The sequence below is a fragment of the Dyella acidisoli genome (genome assembly GCF_030160295.1).
Classification (GTDB): domain Bacteria; phylum Pseudomonadota; class Gammaproteobacteria; order Xanthomonadales; family Rhodanobacteraceae; genus Dyella_B; species Dyella_B acidisoli.
This window is the reverse complement of the sequence record NZ_BSOB01000046.1, coordinates 484651-502676: the sequence shown is the minus strand read 5'-3', so window position 1 is coordinate 502676 and position 18026 is coordinate 484651. Positions and strand designations below refer to the sequence as shown.

10 protein-coding genes are annotated in these 18026 nt (G+C 61.8%); 9 read left to right on the top strand and 1 reads right to left on the bottom strand.

All coding sequences use genetic code 11. The annotated features are described in order from the left end of the window. Positions 1-28: 28 nt before the first annotated feature. The 7 genes from hrpA to QQJ86_RS18580 all read left to right on the top strand — a co-directional run bounded on the left by hrpA (position 29) and on the right by QQJ86_RS18580 (position 13498). The gene (hrpA, locus tag QQJ86_RS18610; protein WP_284322455.1) at positions 29-4111 is read left to right on the top strand and encodes an ATP-dependent RNA helicase HrpA; all 4083 of its coding nucleotides are present in this window, start codon (positions 29-31) and stop codon (positions 4109-4111) included. A gap of 100 nt (positions 4112-4211) precedes the next feature. Continuing rightward, positions 4212-6338, top strand: coding sequence for a RelA/SpoT family protein (locus QQJ86_RS18605; RefSeq protein WP_284322454.1), 2127 nt, complete (start codon positions 4212-4214; stop codon positions 6336-6338). A 141-nt stretch (positions 6339-6479) separates the two neighbouring features. Next, entirely contained in the window at positions 6480-8222 is a 1743-nt protein-coding gene (locus QQJ86_RS18600) for a hypothetical protein (protein ID WP_284322453.1), read from the top strand. Next, complete coding sequence (locus tag QQJ86_RS18595) at positions 8219-9052, top strand: SDR family oxidoreductase (protein ID WP_284322452.1); 834 nt, start codon at positions 8219-8221, stop codon at positions 9050-9052. The genes QQJ86_RS18600 and QQJ86_RS18595 overlap by 4 nt, the downstream gene beginning before the upstream one ends. Before the next feature lie 169 nt (positions 9053-9221). Then, positions 9222-11558, top strand: coding sequence for a penicillin-binding protein 1B (mrcB, locus tag QQJ86_RS18590; RefSeq protein ID WP_284322451.1), 2337 nt, complete (start codon positions 9222-9224; stop codon positions 11556-11558). A gap of 5 nt (positions 11559-11563) precedes the next feature. Beyond that, positions 11564-12100 carry a tetratricopeptide repeat protein gene (locus QQJ86_RS18585; RefSeq protein WP_345782828.1) on the top strand — a complete coding sequence of 179 codons (537 nt, stop codon included), beginning with the start codon at positions 11564-11566 and terminating at the stop codon, positions 12098-12100. A gap of 276 nt (positions 12101-12376) precedes the next feature. Then, positions 12377-13498 carry a prephenate dehydrogenase gene (locus tag QQJ86_RS18580; RefSeq protein WP_284322450.1) on the top strand — a complete coding sequence of 374 codons (1122 nt, stop codon included), beginning with the start codon at positions 12377-12379 and terminating at the stop codon, positions 13496-13498. 36 nt (positions 13499-13534) lie between these two features. Here QQJ86_RS18580 and QQJ86_RS18575 read toward each other — a convergent pair whose 3' ends face one another. Continuing rightward, a complete protein-coding gene (locus tag QQJ86_RS18575) occupies positions 13535-13924 on the bottom strand; it encodes an MAPEG family protein (RefSeq protein ID WP_284322449.1) in 390 nt (129 codons plus the stop codon). Between the two features lie 233 nt (positions 13925-14157). On the opposite strand from QQJ86_RS18575, the gene yoaA reads away from it, so the two are divergent. Together yoaA and QQJ86_RS18565 are read left to right on the top strand one after the other, a co-directional pair. Continuing rightward, positions 14158-16104: a DNA repair helicase YoaA gene (gene yoaA, locus QQJ86_RS18570; RefSeq protein WP_284322448.1), complete on the top strand. Its 1947-nt coding sequence runs from the start codon at positions 14158-14160 to the stop codon at positions 16102-16104. 184 nt (positions 16105-16288) lie between these two features. Next, positions 16289-17728 (top strand): sugar porter family MFS transporter, encoded by a 1440-nt coding sequence (locus QQJ86_RS18565; RefSeq protein WP_284322498.1) that lies wholly within the window; start codon positions 16289-16291, stop codon positions 17726-17728. The last annotated feature ends 298 nt before the right edge of the window (positions 17729-18026 follow it).

The following is an 18026-nucleotide window of genomic DNA, read 5'->3' as shown; positions in this document are numbered from 1 at the left end:
ATAGTCGCGAGCTATCATGTGCGACTGCATGAGTGATCCCAAACCCGATACCCCTTCCACTGCTTCTCCGGAAACCCGCTTGCGCGCGCTGCGCAAATCGCTGGACACGGTTTCAAGCCGCGATTTCGGCCGCCTGCTGGGCCGTTGGCGCGGCCTGTCCCGCCATCCGGATGCGAACAAGCTGGAAGCGCTGGCCACCGATATTGCCGCTTCTGCCGAGCGGAGGAAGAAGCGCGCGCAAAGCAAACCGGAGATTCGCCTGGACGAATCGCTACCGATCACCGCGCGTGCCGATGAGATCGTGAAGCTGATTCGCGAGCATCAAGTCGTGGTGATCGCGGGCGAAACCGGTTCGGGCAAAACCACACAGCTACCCAAACTGTGCCTGGCGGCAGGGCGCGGCGAAGCCGGTGTGATCGGCTGCACGCAGCCGCGGCGCCTGGCCGCCCGCTCGGTAGCGCGTCGCGTGGCGGAAGAGTTGGGCACCCAAGTCGGCGACAAGGTCGGTTTTCAGGTGCGCTTTACCGACCAGGTGTCCGAGCAGAGCCTGATCAAGTTCATGACCGACGGCATCTTGCTAGCCGAGACGCAGAACGATCCCTGGCTGTCCGCCTACGACACGCTGATCATCGACGAAGCCCACGAACGCAGCCTCAACATCGATTTCCTGCTGGGCTATTTGAAACGGCTCGCGGTGAAGCGGTCCGAGCTGAAGATCATCGTCACCTCGGCCACCATCGACACTGCGCGCTTCGCCGAACACTTCGGCAACGCGCCGGTTGTCTCGGTCGAAGGCCGTGCCTATCCGGTGGAGTTGCGTTGGCGCTCGGTGGACGAAGTGGCTGCGCGCCGCAACCAGCGCAACAGCGAGCTACAGCAGGGCAGTGCCGAACACGTGGCCGCCGTGCTGGACGAAATCACACACGACGATCCACAGGGCGACGTGCTGGTCTTCATGCCCGGCGAACGCGAGATCCGCGATGCACACTTGATGCTGTCGCGCCGCCAATATCGCGAGACAGAAATCCTGCCGTTGTACGCGCGTCTTTCCGCCACCGATCAGGATCGCGTGTTCAAACCCGGTCCAAAGCGACGCGTGGTGCTTGCCACCAACGTGGCGGAAACCTCGCTCACCGTGCCGCGCATCCGCTATGTGATCGATACCGGTACCGCACGCGTTAAGCGCTACAGCCAGCGCAGCCAGCTCGAACGTCTGCACGTGGAGCCGGTCTCGCAGGCCGCCGCGGATCAGCGCAAAGGGCGCTGCGGTCGTGTCGGGCCCGGCATCTGCTATCGCTTGTACGACGAAGCCGACTACGCCTCGCGTGTGGCTTTCACGGATCCGGAACTGCTGCGTTCGTCGCTCGCCAATGTGATCCTGCGCATGTTGTCGTTGCAGTTGGGCGAGGTTGACGAATTCCCGTTCCTTGAATCGCCCGATCCGCGTGTGGTGGCCGATGGCTATCGGCGCCTCGCCGAAATCAGCGCGATCGACGACAAGCGTCAGCTCACCCCCATTGGCCGCACGCTTGCGCGTTTACCCATCGACGTGCAACTCGCGCGCATGTTGGTGGAAGCGCAGAAGCTGGGCAGTCTGCGCGAGCTGCTGGTGGTCGTGGCCTTTCTCAGCATCCAGGACCCGCGCGAGCGTCCGGCTGATGCGCGCCAGCAGGCGGATGCGGCGCATGCAGCGTTTGCCGATCCCAAGTCGGATTTCGTCGGTGTGTTGAATCTCTGGCGTGAGTACGACCACGTGCATGAGGAACTGACGCAGTCGAAATTGCGCGATTGGTGTACGCGGCACTTTTTGAGCTTCTTGCGGATGCGCGAGTGGCGCGAGCTGCATCGGCAGTTGTTGCTGGTGACGCAGGAGCTCGGGTGGAAGCTGGATGCTGCAACCACTTCTCCCTCTCCCCTTCGGGGAGAGGGCCGGGGTGAGGGGGCAATCTCGCGTGATACGGCAAACGTGCGTGCAAGGTCTTCTCAAAAAACTCGCGGGGATGCGTCTTCCGGCAAGCCCCAACCCCTCACCCCAACCCTCTCCCCGGAGGGGAGAGGGAGCGAAGGCGGCAGCGAGAGCGAACATCGCTACGAATCCATCCACCGCAGTTTGCTAGCCGGTCTTCCCACGCAGGTGGGCAATAAAGACGAGAAGGGCGTCTACCGCAGCACCCGCGAACGCCGCTTCCAAGTCTTCCCCGGCTCTGCGCTGGCCAAGACCCCGTCGAACTGGATCTTCGCCGCGCAAATCCTGGATATCGGTGGCCGCGTGTGGGGCATGATGTGTGCGCGTATCGAACCATTGTGGATCGAACAGCAAGCCGCGCATCTGCTGCGTAGCGCCTGCCGCGACGCGCATTGGTCGCGCAAGCGCGGTACCGTGGTGGCGTACGAGCAAATCAGTCTGTTCGGACTGGTGCTGGTTGAACGCCGCCCTGTGACTTTCCAGAAGCAGGACCCAGCCCTTGCGCACGATATCTTTCTGCGCGAAGCGCTTGCACGCGGCGACATCGAAGCGCGTGCGGATTTCATACGCGCGAACCAGCGCGTGCTGGAAGACGCACGCGGCATCGAAGCACGCCAGCGCCGCGAAGGGTTGATCCGCCATGAAGACGAACTGGTGGATTTCTTTCGCAGAAAATTGCCTGAAGACATCGCCAGCAGCCGCGCTTTGGACGCGTGGTATCGCAACGCGCGCCCTACCGAACAGGCAGCATTGCGCTGGTCGATCGATGACGTGATGGTGGGCGGTGCCGGATTGGACCCGAAGGCGTTTCCCGCTTCGCTCGATATTCCGCCGCAACGCTATCGTTTGGAATACCGTTTCGTGCCCGGCGACGAGGCCGACGGTGTCACCTTGCATTTGCCGTTGGCGATGCTCAATGCGCTGCCAGCCGCACGCTGCGAGTGGCTGGTGCCTGGTTTGCTGGGTGACAAGGTGGCGGAGCTGATCCGTGGATTGCCCAAGGCCTTGCGCCGCAACTTCGTACCCGCGCCGGACTTCGCGCGGGCCTTCGTCGAAGCGGAAGCGCCGCGCGATGAGATGTTGGCGAAAGTGCTTGCTGCATTCCTGCGGCGCACGACCGGCGTGGAGATCGAAGCGAGCGAATTCGCACCCGTGGAACTTGCGCCGCACTTTGCGATGCGCTTCCGCCTGCACGATGAGAGCGGACGCACGCTCGCTACCGGTCGCGATCTCGCCGCATTGCGTGCGCAATGGGAAGGGCAGGCGCGTGAAGCGTTTTCGCGCAAGACCGATATCGAACTCACGCGCGAAGACGTGACCAGCTGGGATTTTGAGGAAATCCCCGAGCAGGTGCGCTCCGAAGGCGGATTGATGGCGTTTCCCGCGCTGGTCGATCTCGGCGAAGCAGTGGCCTTTCGCGTATTTGAACGGCGTGACGAAGCGAAGGCAGCACACGTCGAAGGTGTGGAACGTCTGCTGCGCAACTCGCTTGACAGCGAGGTCAAGCAAGCGCGTCGGCGTCTGCCGATTTCCAATCCCATGTCCTTGAAGTACGCATCGCTGGGCAGTGTGGATAGCTTGCGCGAAGACCTGGTGGAAGGCGGTTTTACCGATTTGCTGGAAACGCAGAATCTCAACGTACGCAGTGCCGCGTCATTCGAAGTGTTGCGTACGCATGCGGCACGTGAGTTGTTCGCTGCGGCGGTGGAGCGATTGAAGCTCGCCGAGCCAATCATTGAGGCGCAGGCCGACCTGAAACCCTGGCTGCAGCCACCGTTGATCGGTTTTGCGCGCGCGAGCTACGACGACCTGCGTGAGCAGCTCGATGCGTTGCTGGCATCCGGCTTTTTGCGCGAGCTATCGACTACGCGACTTGCGCACTTCCCGCGCTACCTGAAAGCCATGCGCTTGCGTGCCGAGCGCTTGCGACAGGATCCGGCCAAGGATCAGCAGCGCATGCTGCAGGTGCTGCCGTATTGGCGCGAGTACCTCAACCATCGCGCGGGTGGTAGCGACGGTTTGGATGAACTGCGCTGGTTGATCGAGGAATGGCGGGTATCGCTGTTCGCGCAAGAATTGAAGACGGCCGAGCCGGTGTCGCCCAAACGCCTGGCGAAGTCACTCGAAACCCTCCGCCAATCGTAGATTGGGTTAGTGCAGCGTAACCCAACATGTTCGGGGCGGTATTGTTGGGTTACGCTGCGCTAACCCAACCTACGCAGGCTATGCCTACCTGACGCGCATCATGGTTCACGCCACCACTATCGCAAGCCACCTGGCGGCGTGGCAGTCACGAGCGGGCACGCTGCCCGCCGTACTGGCCGACGCGCTCGCGGCATGCGCGCAAAACGGGGTGAACGAACACGAGTGTGGCGACGTGCTGGATCTGCTCGCCATGCTCGGCTGCGATGCGCAGACTCAGGCTGCCGCGTTGTGGTTTGAGCTCGCACGTACACATCCGCTGGTGTGGGAGCAGCGTGAGGCATCGCTGCCGGACGAATTGCAACGCCTGGTCGCCGGCCAAGTGGCCGCGGAGCGCGTGTGGGCGTTGCATGCACAACGGCCGCCGCAGGGTGGTTCCGAAGGTCTGCGGCGTCTGTTGCTGGCGATCATCCGCGACGTACGCGTGGTGTTCATTCTGCTGTCCCGCCAACTCGCCCGCATGCGTGCAGCCAGTAGCCTGCCCGAGGAGGAGCGGCAGGAACTGGCGCGACTCACGCGCGACATCCAGTCGCCGCTCGCCAACCGGCTCGGTATCTGGCAGTTGAAGTGGGAGTTGGAAGATCTGGCTTTCCGCTACCTGCAGCCGGACACCTACCGGCGTATCGCCAAGCTGCTGGACGAACGCCGCAGCGATCGCGAAACCTTCATTCGCGAAGCGCTGGCCGAACTGGGTGGTGCGTTGCGCGAAGTGGGCATCCACGCTGACCTGGCCGGACGACCCAAGCACATCTATTCCATCTGGAAGAAGATGCAGCGCAAGGCGGTGGAGTTTTCCGATCTCTATGACATTCGCGCCGTGCGCATCCTGGTCGACAGCGTGGCGGATTGTTACGCCGCGCTTGGCATCGTGCACTCACTGTGGCCGCATCTGCCTGGCGAATTCGACGACTACGTGGCGCGCCCCAAAAGCAACGGTTATCGCTCGCTGCATACTGCCGTGATCGGCCCGCGTGGCAAGACGCTGGAAGTGCAGATCCGCACACACGAGATGCATCGCGCCAACGAATTGGGCGTGGCCGCACACTGGCGTTACAAGGAAGGCGGCAGCGGCGATGCGGATTTTGAAGCGAAGATCGCCTGGATACGCAAGCTGCTCGAGCCGCGCAATGACGACGGTGAATTGGCTGCCGAGTTGCAGACCGAGTTGCTGGAAGACCGCGTCTACGTGCTCACGCCCAGGGGTGAGGTGGTCGACTTGCCGCACGGCGCCACCGTGCTCGATTTCGCCTATCACGTACATACTGAAGTAGGTCATCGCTGTCGCGGCGCCAAAGTCAACGGGCGCATCGTGCCGCTCACGCATCAGCCGCACAGCGGCGATCGCGTGGAGATTCTCACCACCAAAGTGCCTGAGCCTCGCCGCGACTGGCTATCGCCGCACCATGGCTATTTGCATACCAGCCGCGCGCGCGACAAGGTGCGCGCCTGGTTCCGCCGCAGTGCGCATGAAGCCAACCTCTCCGCGGGGCGCGCACTGCTGGAGCGTGAACTGAAACGGCTGGCACTGCCGGAGGTGGATCTCGTCAAGTTGCCGGCGCTGTTCCATCTGCAGACGCAAGACGAACTGTTAGTCGCGCTTGCGCTGGGCGAGATCAGCCTGGGGCAGGTGGCGCGCGTGCTGCAGGAAGCGCAGCAGCCGTCCGAACCTGCGCCGAGTGCACCGCATCCCACGGCACGTCCGGCCGTATTCGACCACAGCGCCATCACCATCGAAGGCGTGGGCAATCTCCTTACGGTGCTGGCCAAATGCTGTCAGCCGCTGCCCGGCGATCCGGTGCGCGGCTTCATCACGCGCACGCGTGGGGTATCCGTTCATCGCGCCAATTGCGCGAGTTTGGTGCGTTTGGCGCGGAGTGATCCGGACCGGGTGATCGAAGTGAGCTGGGGCCGGGCTGACGCGCAGGCTTATGAGGTCACCATCCAGCTCAACGGCTACGATCGCAAAGGCTTGCAAAAGGACGTGGTCGGCGTGATCAGCAACGCCAACGTCGGCATCATCGCGTCCAGCAGCCGGCTGTTTCCGCGTACCGGCGAGGTGGAAATGCATTACACGCTGCGTGTGCGGGATTTTGAGCAGCTTTCCACCCTGCTGGACCGGCTGGGCGTGCTGCCAAACGTGGTGGAGGCGCGCAGAGTAGGGGCGGGTTAGGTTGCGGAAGCTCTCAGTTCAATTCTTCCCCGCCAGCAGAGAAGAGAGTGTCTTCGCATCGCTGAACGCAACTTTTCGCTGTCAGTTTCTGTCTTCATGGCAATGCTAAGCTGAACGCATTCACCCGCTAGCTCAGGACCCATGGGCAGAAAACGCGACCCGAACGACCCGAGTAATTCCGGCCGAACCGAACCGAAACTGGGCAACCTGGACCAGGTGGATCGGCCGCATCCGGCTGCCGAGCCGGATGACGGTCTGCCGCGCATTCAGGTGGAGCCTGCTTATCGACGTGACGCATCCAGTAACAAAGACCCTTATAAAAAGCGCCACTGGATCCTACCCACCTTGATCGCCGTGCTGCTGGCGGCGGTCGCCGGCTTGTGGTTCAACCAGAGCCGTTTGCGCAGCCTGGTACCGCGCACCGATTTCGATGACGTGCTGCATCGGGCGCAGGTCGCCTTGCAGCAAGGTCACCTCGATGGCACCGATGGCACCAGCGCGCGCGAGCTGTTCGAAGCGGCGCGCGCACTCGAACCGGATAATGATGCTGCGCGACAAGGCCTCAACGACGTGGGGCGTGCGGAGATTTCGCGCGCCGATGCCGCCTTGCAAGCAGGCAAGCCCGACGAAGCATCCCAGGCATTGACCAATGCTCGCGAATTGCTTGGCGGCGGCAGCGACGTGGATCGCCTTACGCAGGCCATCGCCAAGGCGCAGGTTTCGTCGGGTCAGACGGACAGCTTGGTCGCGCAAGCGCAACAGGCGCTCAGCCAGAACAAGCTCGATGGTCCGGACGGCGCCGCCGCGCTCTACCAACGCGTTCTGTCAGCAGAGCCAGATAACGCAGTGGCGCGGCATGGCATGGATCAAGTCGGCGATGCGATGGCTGCGCAAATCCAGAAAGCACTGAATGCGAACGATATCGCCAACGCTTCCGCCGGCATCGATCGTCTCGCGGCTGTGCTGCCCAACTATGCGCAATTGCCTAACTTGCGCGCGTCGCTTTCCGCACTGCAGGCGCAAGCCAACGGTGCGCTGACCGATGCCATCAATCAGGGCAATGATGCGTTGCGTGCCGGCCGCATTGCGGGCGATGGCAACGACACCGCGCTCGCGCATTTCAAGGCGGCGCTGGCGATCGATCCTAACAACACACAGGCCAAGGCTGGGATTGGGCAAGTTGCGCAAGCACTGGTAGTGCAAGCGAATGCCGCAATCGATGACGGTGATGCCGAACACGCAAAGCAACTGCTCGATCAGGCCGAAACGCTCGCGCCGGGATCGGCCGATCTGGTTGCAGCGCGGGCGCGTTTGGGTCAAACACCTGCGCAGCTCCCCGTTGTCGACAACACTACGGCGACCACCAATAAGGCGCCAACGGTTAGCAAGGGTGGCCAGGAGGAAGGCATCGCGCCACCGCAACAAGCGCCTTTGACAGGGCAGCAGCAAATCAAGGTTGCGGATATGGTCAGCCGCGCCAAGCAGGCCACGGCGCGAGGCGACATCATGTCGCCGCCGGGCGATTGCGCTTACGACCTTTATCGCGGCGCGCTCGCCATCGACGGCAACAACCCGGAAGCGCTGGCTGGACTGCAAGGATTGCCGGGAGCAGTGCAGCAGCAATTCAATCAGGCCTTACGCGCCGGCAATCTCAAGAAAGCCGGCAGCTTGCTCGATGCACTCGACAATCTCGAGCCGGGCGATGCGGCCTTGTCGATATCACGCCAGCGCCTGGCTAACGCCTGGATCGATCAGGCCGAGCAGCAGTTTGACAGTGGTGATCGCAACAACGCGGCCTCGTCACTGGAGCAGGGGCGAAATCTGCTGCCGAACGATCCGCGCGTGCGAGAACTTATTGCACGCATGCAGCAGGGAAGTCGATGACGGTATTGGTCTTTGGCGGCAGCAGCCAGATCGGGCACTACTTGCTGCCATTGCTCGCCGCTCGCGATGAGCCGGTCTTGGCATTGAGCCGGACTGCACAATCCCCGGCGCAAAACGTGACGTGGCTGTCCGGCCGTCTTCCTGACGCGGTGCCGGTGGTCGGAGACATATCGGCCATTTTCAGCTTCGGTCCTTTGAACCATCTTGCCGACTGGTTGCAGCAGGTTGAACTGCCGCATGCGCCGCGCGTGGTGGTGGTCAGTTCGATGAGCGCAGACAGCAAGCGCGATTCAGAAGTGCATACGGAGCGTGAGCTGTCGCAACTGATTCGCGATAGCGAAAAGGTGATGGTTGAAGCCTGTGAAAAGCACGGCAGTGCCTGGACAGTGCTGCGCCCTACGTTGGTTTATGGTGCTGGCATGGATAAAAGCCTCACGCCGATGGCCCAGCGTGCGATGCGCACGCGGGTGTTTCCACTCCCGGCCGGCAGCGGCTTGCGCCAGCCCGTCCATGCGCAGGATCTGGCCCACGCTGCGCTCGCGGCGCTGGATAACGCCGCCGCGGCAGGCAAAGTTCTCGCGATCGGCGGTGGCGAACGGCTGCCGGTAAGCGAAATGTTCCAGCGCGTGCGCCGCAGCCTGCCGGTCGATACGGTGCCTTTGCCGCTTCCGGCGTGGCTGTTGCGAACGGCGAGTCGCGGAGTAGGCAAACTGCGGGGGCCGCTGAGTCGCCTGGAGGCGGATCTTATTGCCGACAATACCGAGGTGACACGGCTGCTTGGCGTGCAACCACGGCCGTTTCAGCCGGATGCCGAGTGCTGGCGGCTGTAGGTTGAGGTGCAAACCTACACGGGGCCTTTGCGGAGTAGAGGCCACGTGAAAACCCCCGAAATGCCCGCCCTGTGCCATCTATGACAGGCCTGCGTTCATCCGGCCGCCGGGTGGCGAGCCCTATGATCCCGACACCGCCGATCCAACTCTCCCTACATCTGGACACCCTTTGGACGCTTTGAGCCGCATCCGATCCATCGCAAGCGCGTGCTGGCCCTGGCTACGCATTCCGTTCTGGGTTTGCACGGGCCTGTTGTTCGGGTTCCTGCTGCCGTACTCGCTAATCCTCAACAAGCGCGTGCAGAACCGTTTCAACGATCTTGTTTTCGCCGTGCCTACGCGCATCTACTCGCAGCCGCTGCGCCTCGCGCCCGGCGTGCCGATGACGCCCAACACCTTGGAAGTGGAACTCACCTTCTCCGGCTACGTGAGCGACGGTCACGGCGATGTCCCGGGTAGCTGGGCGAAAAAGGGCAGCATCTATTTCATTTCCTCGCGTGGCTATGCAGGGCCTGACGGTGGCGAACTGCCCAAGCACGTTCGTGTTGCGGTGGGCAGCGGTGTCGTGCAATCGGTCGCCGACGTGGGCTCGAACAAGGCGTTGAGCGAAGTGCACCTGGATCCTGCACGCATCGCCACCGTGTATGGCGCCAAGCAGGAAGACCGCAGCTACGTACAGTTGAACGACGTGCCGCCGTTGCTGATCGCCGGTTTGCAGGCGGTGGAAGACCGCGACTTCAAGCATCACATTGGTGTCGACTTCACCGCGATCCTGCGTGCCTTGTTCGCTGACTTGCGCGCAGGCCATGCCGTGCAAGGTGCGTCCACGCTCACCCAGCAGCTGGTGCGCAATCTGTTCCTCAATCGCGAACAGACCATGGGGCGCAAGTTGAACGAAGCGCTGATGGCGATCCTGCTGGAGATGCACTACAGCAAGTCGCGCATTCTCGAGGCGTACGTCAACGAAGTGTTCCTGGGGCAGCAGGGCAATCAGGCCGTGCACGGTTTTGCGGCGGGCGCGGAGTTCTATTTCGGTCGGCGCCTGGAATATCTGCGCCCGCAGGAAATGGCCTTGCTGATTGGTCTGGTGAAAGGCCCCAGCCAGCTTGATCCGCGCCGTTATCCCGATCGTGCATTGGCGCGGCGCAACCTGGTGCTGGATATGTTCGCCAGCACAGGATTGCTCACGGAAGAACAGGCCCGCTCCGCGAAGCAGACACAGCTAGGCGTGATCCCTGACGGTCAATTGCCACACAACCGTTTCCCGGCCTTCATGGAACTGGTGCGTCAGCAGATCACCAATGATTTCGATGAAGACACGCTGATGCAGGGCAACCTGTCGATCTTCACCACGCTCGATCCGGCCACGCAGCTTTATACCGAGCAGTCGCTCAGCACCGCGATCAACAATCTCGGCAAGCGCGGCGAGGATACGCAGGGCGCGGGGGTGGTCACCGATTCCAAGACCGGCCATGTGCTTGCTGTCGTGGGCAGCAAGTTTGCCGACGAGCAGGGCTTCAATCGTGCGCTGGATGCACAGCGGCCGATCGGTTCCACCATCAAACCGTTCGTCTATCTGGTGGCCCTGACGCAGCCCGATCGCTGGAATCTCGCCACGCAGTTGGACGATTCGCCGATCAGCATGAAGCAGCCCGATGGCACGTGGTGGACGCCGCATAACGACGACAACCAGAGCCATGGCATGGTGCCGATGGTCGATGCGCTAGCCAATTCCTGGAACCTCGCCACCATTCACCTCGGCATGTCCGTGGGCGTACCGCGCGTCAAGGCGTTTCTCGATTCATTCGGATTGACCCAGATCCAGCCTGGCCCTTCGCTGTTGATCGGCGCGGTCGACCTGGCCCCGATCCAGGTGACGCAGCTTTATCAGTACATCGCGTCGGACGGCCATGCACTGCCGTTGCTGGCAGTGAGTGGCGTGGTCGACGGCAATGGCCGCACCATCAAGCGCTACGAAGTGGAAAGCGGCAAAGGCGAATACCAGCCCGCGGTACGACTGATGACCTGGGCGATGCAACAAGTGGCCACTTACGGCACGGCCAAGTCGCTGGCTGATGGAAGCCTCGCGTACCTGCATACGGCCGGCAAGACCGGCACCAGCAACGACCTGCGCGACAGCTGGTTTGCCGGTTTCACCGGCGATCGGCTGGCGGTGTTCTGGATGGGCCGCGACGACAACAAGCCCAGCCATCTGTGGGGTTCCACCGGCGCTTTGCGCGCGTGGCAAGAGTTGTTCCGCAAACTGCCCACCCAGCCGCTGTCTCCGGCGCCGGGCGACGGGCTGGAAATGGCCTGGATCAACCCCTCCGACGGCCGCCGCAGTGACCCGGCCTGTTCGGGCGCCAAGCAGGTGCCGGTGATCGCCGGTACCCTGTCCACCGATTCGGAGGGGTGTTTCTGGCAAAAGATCGGTAATCTGTTCGGCTCCGGCCAGAGCGCCTCTGCGCCTTCCTCCGATACGCCAACCACCGTCACTAATCAGTAGCCAGCATGACCATGTCGTACCGTTCGCTCCGCCATCCCTTCCTGCTCGCCGCGCTGGCGGGTGTCCTGCTCGCCGCCTGTGCCCAGCCTGCGCCCGAAGCGCCGAAGCCGCCGCCGGGAAAATCCAACGTGGCGATGGTGGATGAGATTCGTGCTGCCGGTGAGCGCGATAAGTCAGTGATCAACGTGCACCCGCTCAGCGACCCGGGCATCACCGCGCTGCAGGATGCTGCGCGCCAGGATGAGCGCAACGGTCAGTATCAGGCTGCTGCCGCGAAGCTCGATATGGCATTGAAGCGCAATCCCGATGCGCCGGATGTGCTGCAGGATCGCGCCGAAGTCGCGATCTATATGGGCGACTTCCAGCTTGCCGAAAAGCTTGCGCATCAGTCGTGGACCTTGGGTTCCAAGCAAGGCCCGCTGTGCGCGCGCAATTGGCAGACCATTGCGGAGATTCGCTTGCAAGCCAACGATCAGCAGGGAGCTGCGTCCGCCAGCAAATGGGTGGGCGAATGTCGCGAGCCGGGTATGCAGCGGCTTTGAGTTCGAGCTAGTCGCTCGTCATTCAGACCTTCGCTACTGCTATCCGGGAAAGCTTGCGGCCGGGTAGGTTGCTATGAAAATCACCATTCCCTTATGGCCGTCATTCCCGCGAAAGCGGGAATCCATCTTGCTCTGATGCATACTTGAAATTGGATTGACCAGCTTCGCTGTTGAAAAGCGCCTCCACTTTCGCGGGAATGACGGACGGCTAAAGTAAGTGCATCACGTGACAGGAAAGACAATCTTGCGCACGCCTCCCTTACGGAATTGCTTCTCATGACCAACGATAAGCCACGGATCGGCCTCGTCGGAAGCCAAGGCGCCTACGGCCGCTGGCTGCGTCACTTTTTCGAAGACCGCATGGGTCTGCACGTCTTCGGCCATGATCCAAGCGGCGACACGGCGCTCTCCGAACGCGCACTCATCGAAGCCGTCGATGTACTGATCTTCTGTGCACCGATCCGCCAGACACCCGCCGTCATCAGCCACTACGTCGCCCAGGCGGCTGGCATCGAACGCGAGCAGCTCTGGCTGGACATCACTTCGATCAAAGCCGTGCCGGTAGCAGTCATGCTGACTTCGCAAGCCGAAGTCGTCGGCCTGCATCCGATGAGCGCCGCGCCCAAAGCCGCCACCTTGCGTGGCCGTTCGATGGTGGTGTGCGAAGCGCGCCTGGATAAATGGCGTCCGTGGCTCGAAGATTTTCTTGCCGCCACCGAAGCCGATTGCGTGCGTGCCGATGCCGAGCAGCACGATCGCATCATGGCGCTCGTGCAAGGCATGGTGCATGCCACGCATATGGCGCAGGGCGCCGTGTTGCGTGAACTCGCACCGGCGGTCGGCGATCTCGACGGTATCCGCCCTTTCAGTTCGGTGGGCTATGAACTGGATGTGGCGGTGACACGCCGCATTCTCGCCAGCAATCCGGCGATCTATCAGGACATCCAGTTCGAAAACCCGCATGTGGCGCCGATGCTGGAACGCCTGGCAGCACATCTGGATACACTGCGTGACTTGGTGCGCCAGGGCGACGATGAAGCGCGCGATCGCATGCGCGAAACCTTGCTGGAACAAAGCCGTGCCTATGTCGGCGAGCAGGCCATAGCCGAAGGCAGTTATGCATTCGAGCGGCTGGGCTATCTGCTCGCCGATCTACACGAGCCGCGCTACATCAGTGTGTTCTTGCCGGTGGATCGCCCCGGCTCGTTGCGCGCGCTGCTTTCCGTATTCGAACAACGTGGCATCAATCTCGATTCCATCCACTCCTCGCGCAGTGCCGACGGGGATCTGCTGTTCCGCATCGGCGTGAGCAGGGACGGCGACACGCTTGCGTTGCGCTCGGCAATGAGCGCGATCGAAGCGGAAGGCATCGGCCGCGTCGTCGATGCGCCGGGGTAGCCATCTAGCCTCTCGGGCTGAAACCGGCATCGCCTGTCACAACAAAGGCATCAGCAAAAGCACGATGCCTACGATGCTGACGCTCCAGACCAGTGTCCTTAGATAAGGAATGCCCAGCGCATAAATAGGCACGTAGATGAGGCGAGCCCAGAAATAAAGCTGCGCTCCCAAGGCGGTCATGGCGGAATGACGTTGCAGCACATAGCCGGCGAGCACCGCCGCCGCAAAGAAGACGAACGTTTCGAGGAAATTTGCGCTGGCGCGATCGAGTCTTGCCGTAACGCCGACGACGGGCGGCAACTGCGCATCACGTGGGCTAGCGGCCCAGCCCAGGCCCCGCTTTCCGATCAGACCGCTGACAGCGATGACGATCTGGACCAGGCCAAGCACGATACTCCAGGCCAACATCTGCAGTTCGACGTTCATGGCGCATCTCCGGTTGGGTGGCGTTATGGTGGACCTCACGGGTCACTCGCGCCAGCAATGACGACGTGAGGCAGCCTTTAAATGATTTCACTCGATGACACGCACTTATAAGTCAGGCGTTTCTTTGAAAACCGCGTAAGCGCTCATAAGCACGTCTTGCGGTTGTGCCATCGTGTATGACGAAAGCGAGCGGTAGCTAGTTTCTGCCACCCTCGCTGCGAGATACTGGATGCATGACCGACCCCGACGACATCGGCGCACTGCTCGGCGCCGACGGCCCGTTTGCCCGCGAGTTGCCGAATTTCGCCCCACGCCCCGCGCAGCAGGAAATGGCGCACGCGGTGCAGCACGCCATTGCCGAATGCGAGACGCTGATTGCCGAAGCGGGCACGGGCACGGGCAAAACGTATGCGTACCTGGTGCCGGCCATGCTGTCGGGCGAGCGGGTGATTGTTTCCACTGGCACGAAGGCGCTGCAGGATCAGCTCTTTTTCCGCGACATACCGAAAGTGCGTTCGGTGCTCGGTGCGCGTCTGAAGACAGCGTTGCTGAAAGGACGTGCCAATTATCTGTGCTTGTATCGCCTCGATCAGACGGTACGCGAAGGTTCGAGCATGGAGCGCAGCCAGGCCGCGCAATTGGCATCGATCCGCGCGTGGTCCGCGCGCACGCGTCGTGGTGATCGCATGGAGCTGGCGGAAGTGCCAGAGGATTCACCGTTATGGGTGCGCGTAACGTCCACGCCAGAAAACTGCCTGGGCGTCGAATGTCCGTTCTACGACGATTGCCATGTGGTCACCGCGCGCCGTGAAGCGCAGGAAGCGGATCTGGTCGTGGTGAATCACCATCTGCTGTTCGCCGATCTGGCGTTGAAGCAGGAGGGCTTCGGTGAAATTCTGCCGGGCGCGCAGGCTTTCATTCTGGACGAGGCACATCAGATACCGGAACTGGCTGGACAGTTCTTTTCGCAAAGCATCAGCGCACGGCAGCTCACCGAACTGGCGCAGGATGCGCTCGCCGAATGCAATGGCGTCACCGGTGCGATGGGTCTTGTGCTGGAACCCGTGGAAGCCTTGCAGGAAGCGGTACGCAAGTTCCGCCTGGCGATCGACACACTGCCAACACGCGGACCATTCCACGAACTATTGCGACGCGACGGCGTGTCCTCCTCACTGCGCGACCTGAGCGAAGTGCTGGCCGCGCTGACCGATGCGCTGGCTTCGCAAGCCGAACGTTCGCGCGGTCTGATGAACGTACACGAGCGAGCAGCGCATCTGAGCGAACGCCTGGATCGCGTCGCCGAAACATCGTCCGAGCAGGACGTGCGCTGGTACGAACTGTTTCCACGCGGGTTTGCATTGCATGCCACGCCGCTGGATCTGGCAGCGCCATTGCGTGCGATGCGCGAGCGCACGCATGCGGCGTGGATTCATACCTCGGCGACGCTGTCAGTCGCGGGGCAGTTTGACCACTTCGCGCGTCAGCTGGGCTTAGACGATCCACAGACGTTGAGCCTGGAAAGTCCTTTCGATTACGCGCGACAAGCCTTGTGTTACATGCCGGATGGTCTTCCCGATCCAGCGATGCGCGATTACACCGATCGTGTGATCGATGCCACGCTGCCTGTGCTGGAAGCCTCCAACGGTCGCGCGTTCCTGCTATTCACCTCGCACCGCGCATTGCGCCGCGCTGCGGATCTGCTGACCGATCGCGTGCCTTGGCCGCTGTTCGTGCAGGGCAGTGCGCCGCGTCACCAGTTGCTGGAGGATTTTCGCGCCAGCGGTCATGGCGTTCTGCTTGGCGCAGCGAGCTTTTGGGAAGGCGTGGACGTGGCCGGCGAAGCGCTGTCTGTGGTGATGATCGACAAGCTGCCGTTTGCCGCGCCGGACGATCCGGTGCTGCAGGCACGACTGGAATCGCTGGAGCAGGCGGGCATCAATCCTTTCATGGGGTGGCAGGTTCCTTCGGCCGTGATTGCGCTCAAGCAAGGGGCAGGGCGGCTGATTCGTGACGTGCACGATCGCGGCGTACTGGTGCTTTGCGATCCGCGTTTGACGACCAAGGGTTACGGCAAGTTGTTCCTCAACAGCCTGCCGCCGATGCCTCGAACGCGGGATATTGGTGAAGTGCAGAGGTTCTTTGAACGTCCGCAGGCAGGCGTAGCGGCCGTTTCTTCGTGATGCTTGTTCACCATGAAGTGATTTCGGCGAAAGAGGTGCTCGCGCTTCAGTGGTAGTAGGGGTGTTGCTCCGGCCACAGACTGCTACAGTCTTGCCCTGCATACGTATTCAGGCGGACAAGATCAGCCGCCCTGCGCAGAATCGGCCATCACTGAAGAACCATCATGTGGGGAGCATGATCGATATGCACATGAATACCAATACAAGTGCGGGTGTGGCGCAGGGGGATGAAGGGCGCACCACGGCAAGAGTCGTGCTGATTGCAGCGGCGGCGGCGATCGGCGGTTTTCTGTTCGGATTCGACACCGCGGTAATCAATGGCGCGGTTGATGCGGTGCGTCATGGTTTCGGCCTGAGCGCGGGACGGATCGGTATCGCAGTGTCTTGCGCGCTGCTCGGTTCTGCACTGGGCGCGTGGTATGCGGGTCCGTTGGCAGATCGCCTTGGACGCGTGCGCACCATGCAGGTGGCCGCGTTGTTCCTGGTGCTGTGCGCGATCGGTTCCGGGCTTGTGCACGGTGTGTGGGATCTGATGTTCTGGCGCGCGATCGGCGGTATCGGCGTGGGTGTCGCTTCGGTGATTGCACCGGCGTATATCGCCGAAGTATCGCCGGCTCATGTGCGCGGACGGCTCGGTTCGATGCAGCAGTTGGCAATCGTGCTCGGCATTTTCGTGGCGCTACTCAGCGATGCATGGCTGGCGAGCACGGCGGGTGGCGCAGCGGGAAAGCTCTGGTTTGGCCTGGAGGCTTGGCGCTGGATGTTCCTGGTCGCCACGCTGCCGGCCTTGATCTACGGTGTGCTCGTGCTGGGCGTGCCGGAATCGCCGCGTTACCTCGTCGCGCGTGGACGTCCTGCTGAAGCGCGCGTAGTGCTGGCGAAAGTGTTGGATCTGCATAGCGATCACGCACTGGATGCGAAGATCAATGACATCGCCCACAGCCTGAAGGTGGAATACCGTCCCACGTTGAAGGATCTGCGCGGTCCGCGTGCGGGCCTGCTGCCGATCGTATGGGTAGGCATTTTGCTTTCGGTGTTCCAGCAGTTCGTCGGCATCAACGTGATCTTCTATTACTCGTCGACGCTGTGGCACTCAGTGGGTTTCAGTGAGGCCGATTCATTTTCGATCACGGTGTTCACATCCATCGTCAATGTATTGGTGACACTGGTGGCCATCGCGCTGGTCGACAAGATCGGGCGCAAGCCGTTGCTGTTGATTGGCTCGGCCGGCATGACCATCACCTTAGCTTTGATGGCGTGGTGCTTTTCGCAATCCGTCGGCAGTGGAGCGGCAATGAGCCTGCCGGCGCCGTGGGGAATGATCGCGCTGGTGGCAGCGAATGCCTACGTCGTGTGCTTCGGATTGAGCTGGGGGCCGATGGTATGGGTGTTGTTGGGCGAGATGTTCCCCAACAGCATTCGTGCGATTGCACTGGCCGTGGCTGCTGCCGCGCAGTGGGTGGCTAACTTTGTCATCACCAGCACGTTCCCGTGGTTGGCGCAGATCGGTCTTAGCTTCGCGTACGGTTTGTACGCATTGTTTGCTTTCGTGTCACTCCTGTTTGTGATGCGCGCCGTGCGCGAAACGCGCGGTATGGAACTGGAAGATATGCGCGCATCCTGATGACTACGCGCCGGCATGTGAGTGTGTCGGCGCGTTTTATGCGTTTCAAGCAGATTCGCATGCATGCATTTGCACTAGGCGAATATCAAAACGAGGACAGGTGGATGGCCGTCTTTGTTCAAGTGGGTGGCGTGCAATATTTTCGATATACACCGTCACTTCCGTTCGATAGCTGAGTTTTTTCTCTCAAGCGTTCACGCGGATATCACTCGCGAGAGTGCACATGTGCGCGCTGCCACGTGTGCATGTACGCGTGTGCGGGGAATCACATTCTGTCTCGGTCATATCTGCGGAGGGC

Excerpts from the sequence above, each read along its gene's own strand:
- QQJ86_RS18580 (WP_284322450.1), top strand. The coding sequence starts at position 12,377 with ATGACCAACGATAAGCCACGGATCGGCCTCGTCGGAAGCCAAGGCGCC.
- yoaA (WP_284322448.1), top strand. The coding sequence starts at position 14,158 with ATGACCGACCCCGACGACATCGGCGCACTGCTCGGCGCCGACGGCCCG.
- hrpA (WP_284322455.1), top strand. The coding sequence starts at position 29 with ATGAGTGATCCCAAACCCGATACCCCTTCCACTGCTTCTCCGGAAACC.
- QQJ86_RS18565 (WP_284322498.1), top strand. The coding sequence starts at position 16,289 with ATGCACATGAATACCAATACAAGTGCGGGTGTGGCGCAGGGGGATGAA.
- QQJ86_RS18605 (WP_284322454.1), top strand. The coding sequence starts at position 4,212 with ATGGTTCACGCCACCACTATCGCAAGCCACCTGGCGGCGTGGCAGTCA.
- QQJ86_RS18595 (WP_284322452.1), top strand. The coding sequence starts at position 8,219 with ATGACGGTATTGGTCTTTGGCGGCAGCAGCCAGATCGGGCACTACTTG.
- QQJ86_RS18575 (WP_284322449.1), bottom strand. The coding sequence starts at position 13,924 with ATGAACGTCGAACTGCAGATGTTGGCCTGGAGTATCGTGCTTGGCCTG.
- QQJ86_RS18585 (WP_345782828.1), top strand. The coding sequence starts at position 11,564 with ATGACCATGTCGTACCGTTCGCTCCGCCATCCCTTCCTGCTCGCCGCG.
- QQJ86_RS18600 (WP_284322453.1), top strand. The coding sequence starts at position 6,480 with ATGGGCAGAAAACGCGACCCGAACGACCCGAGTAATTCCGGCCGAACC.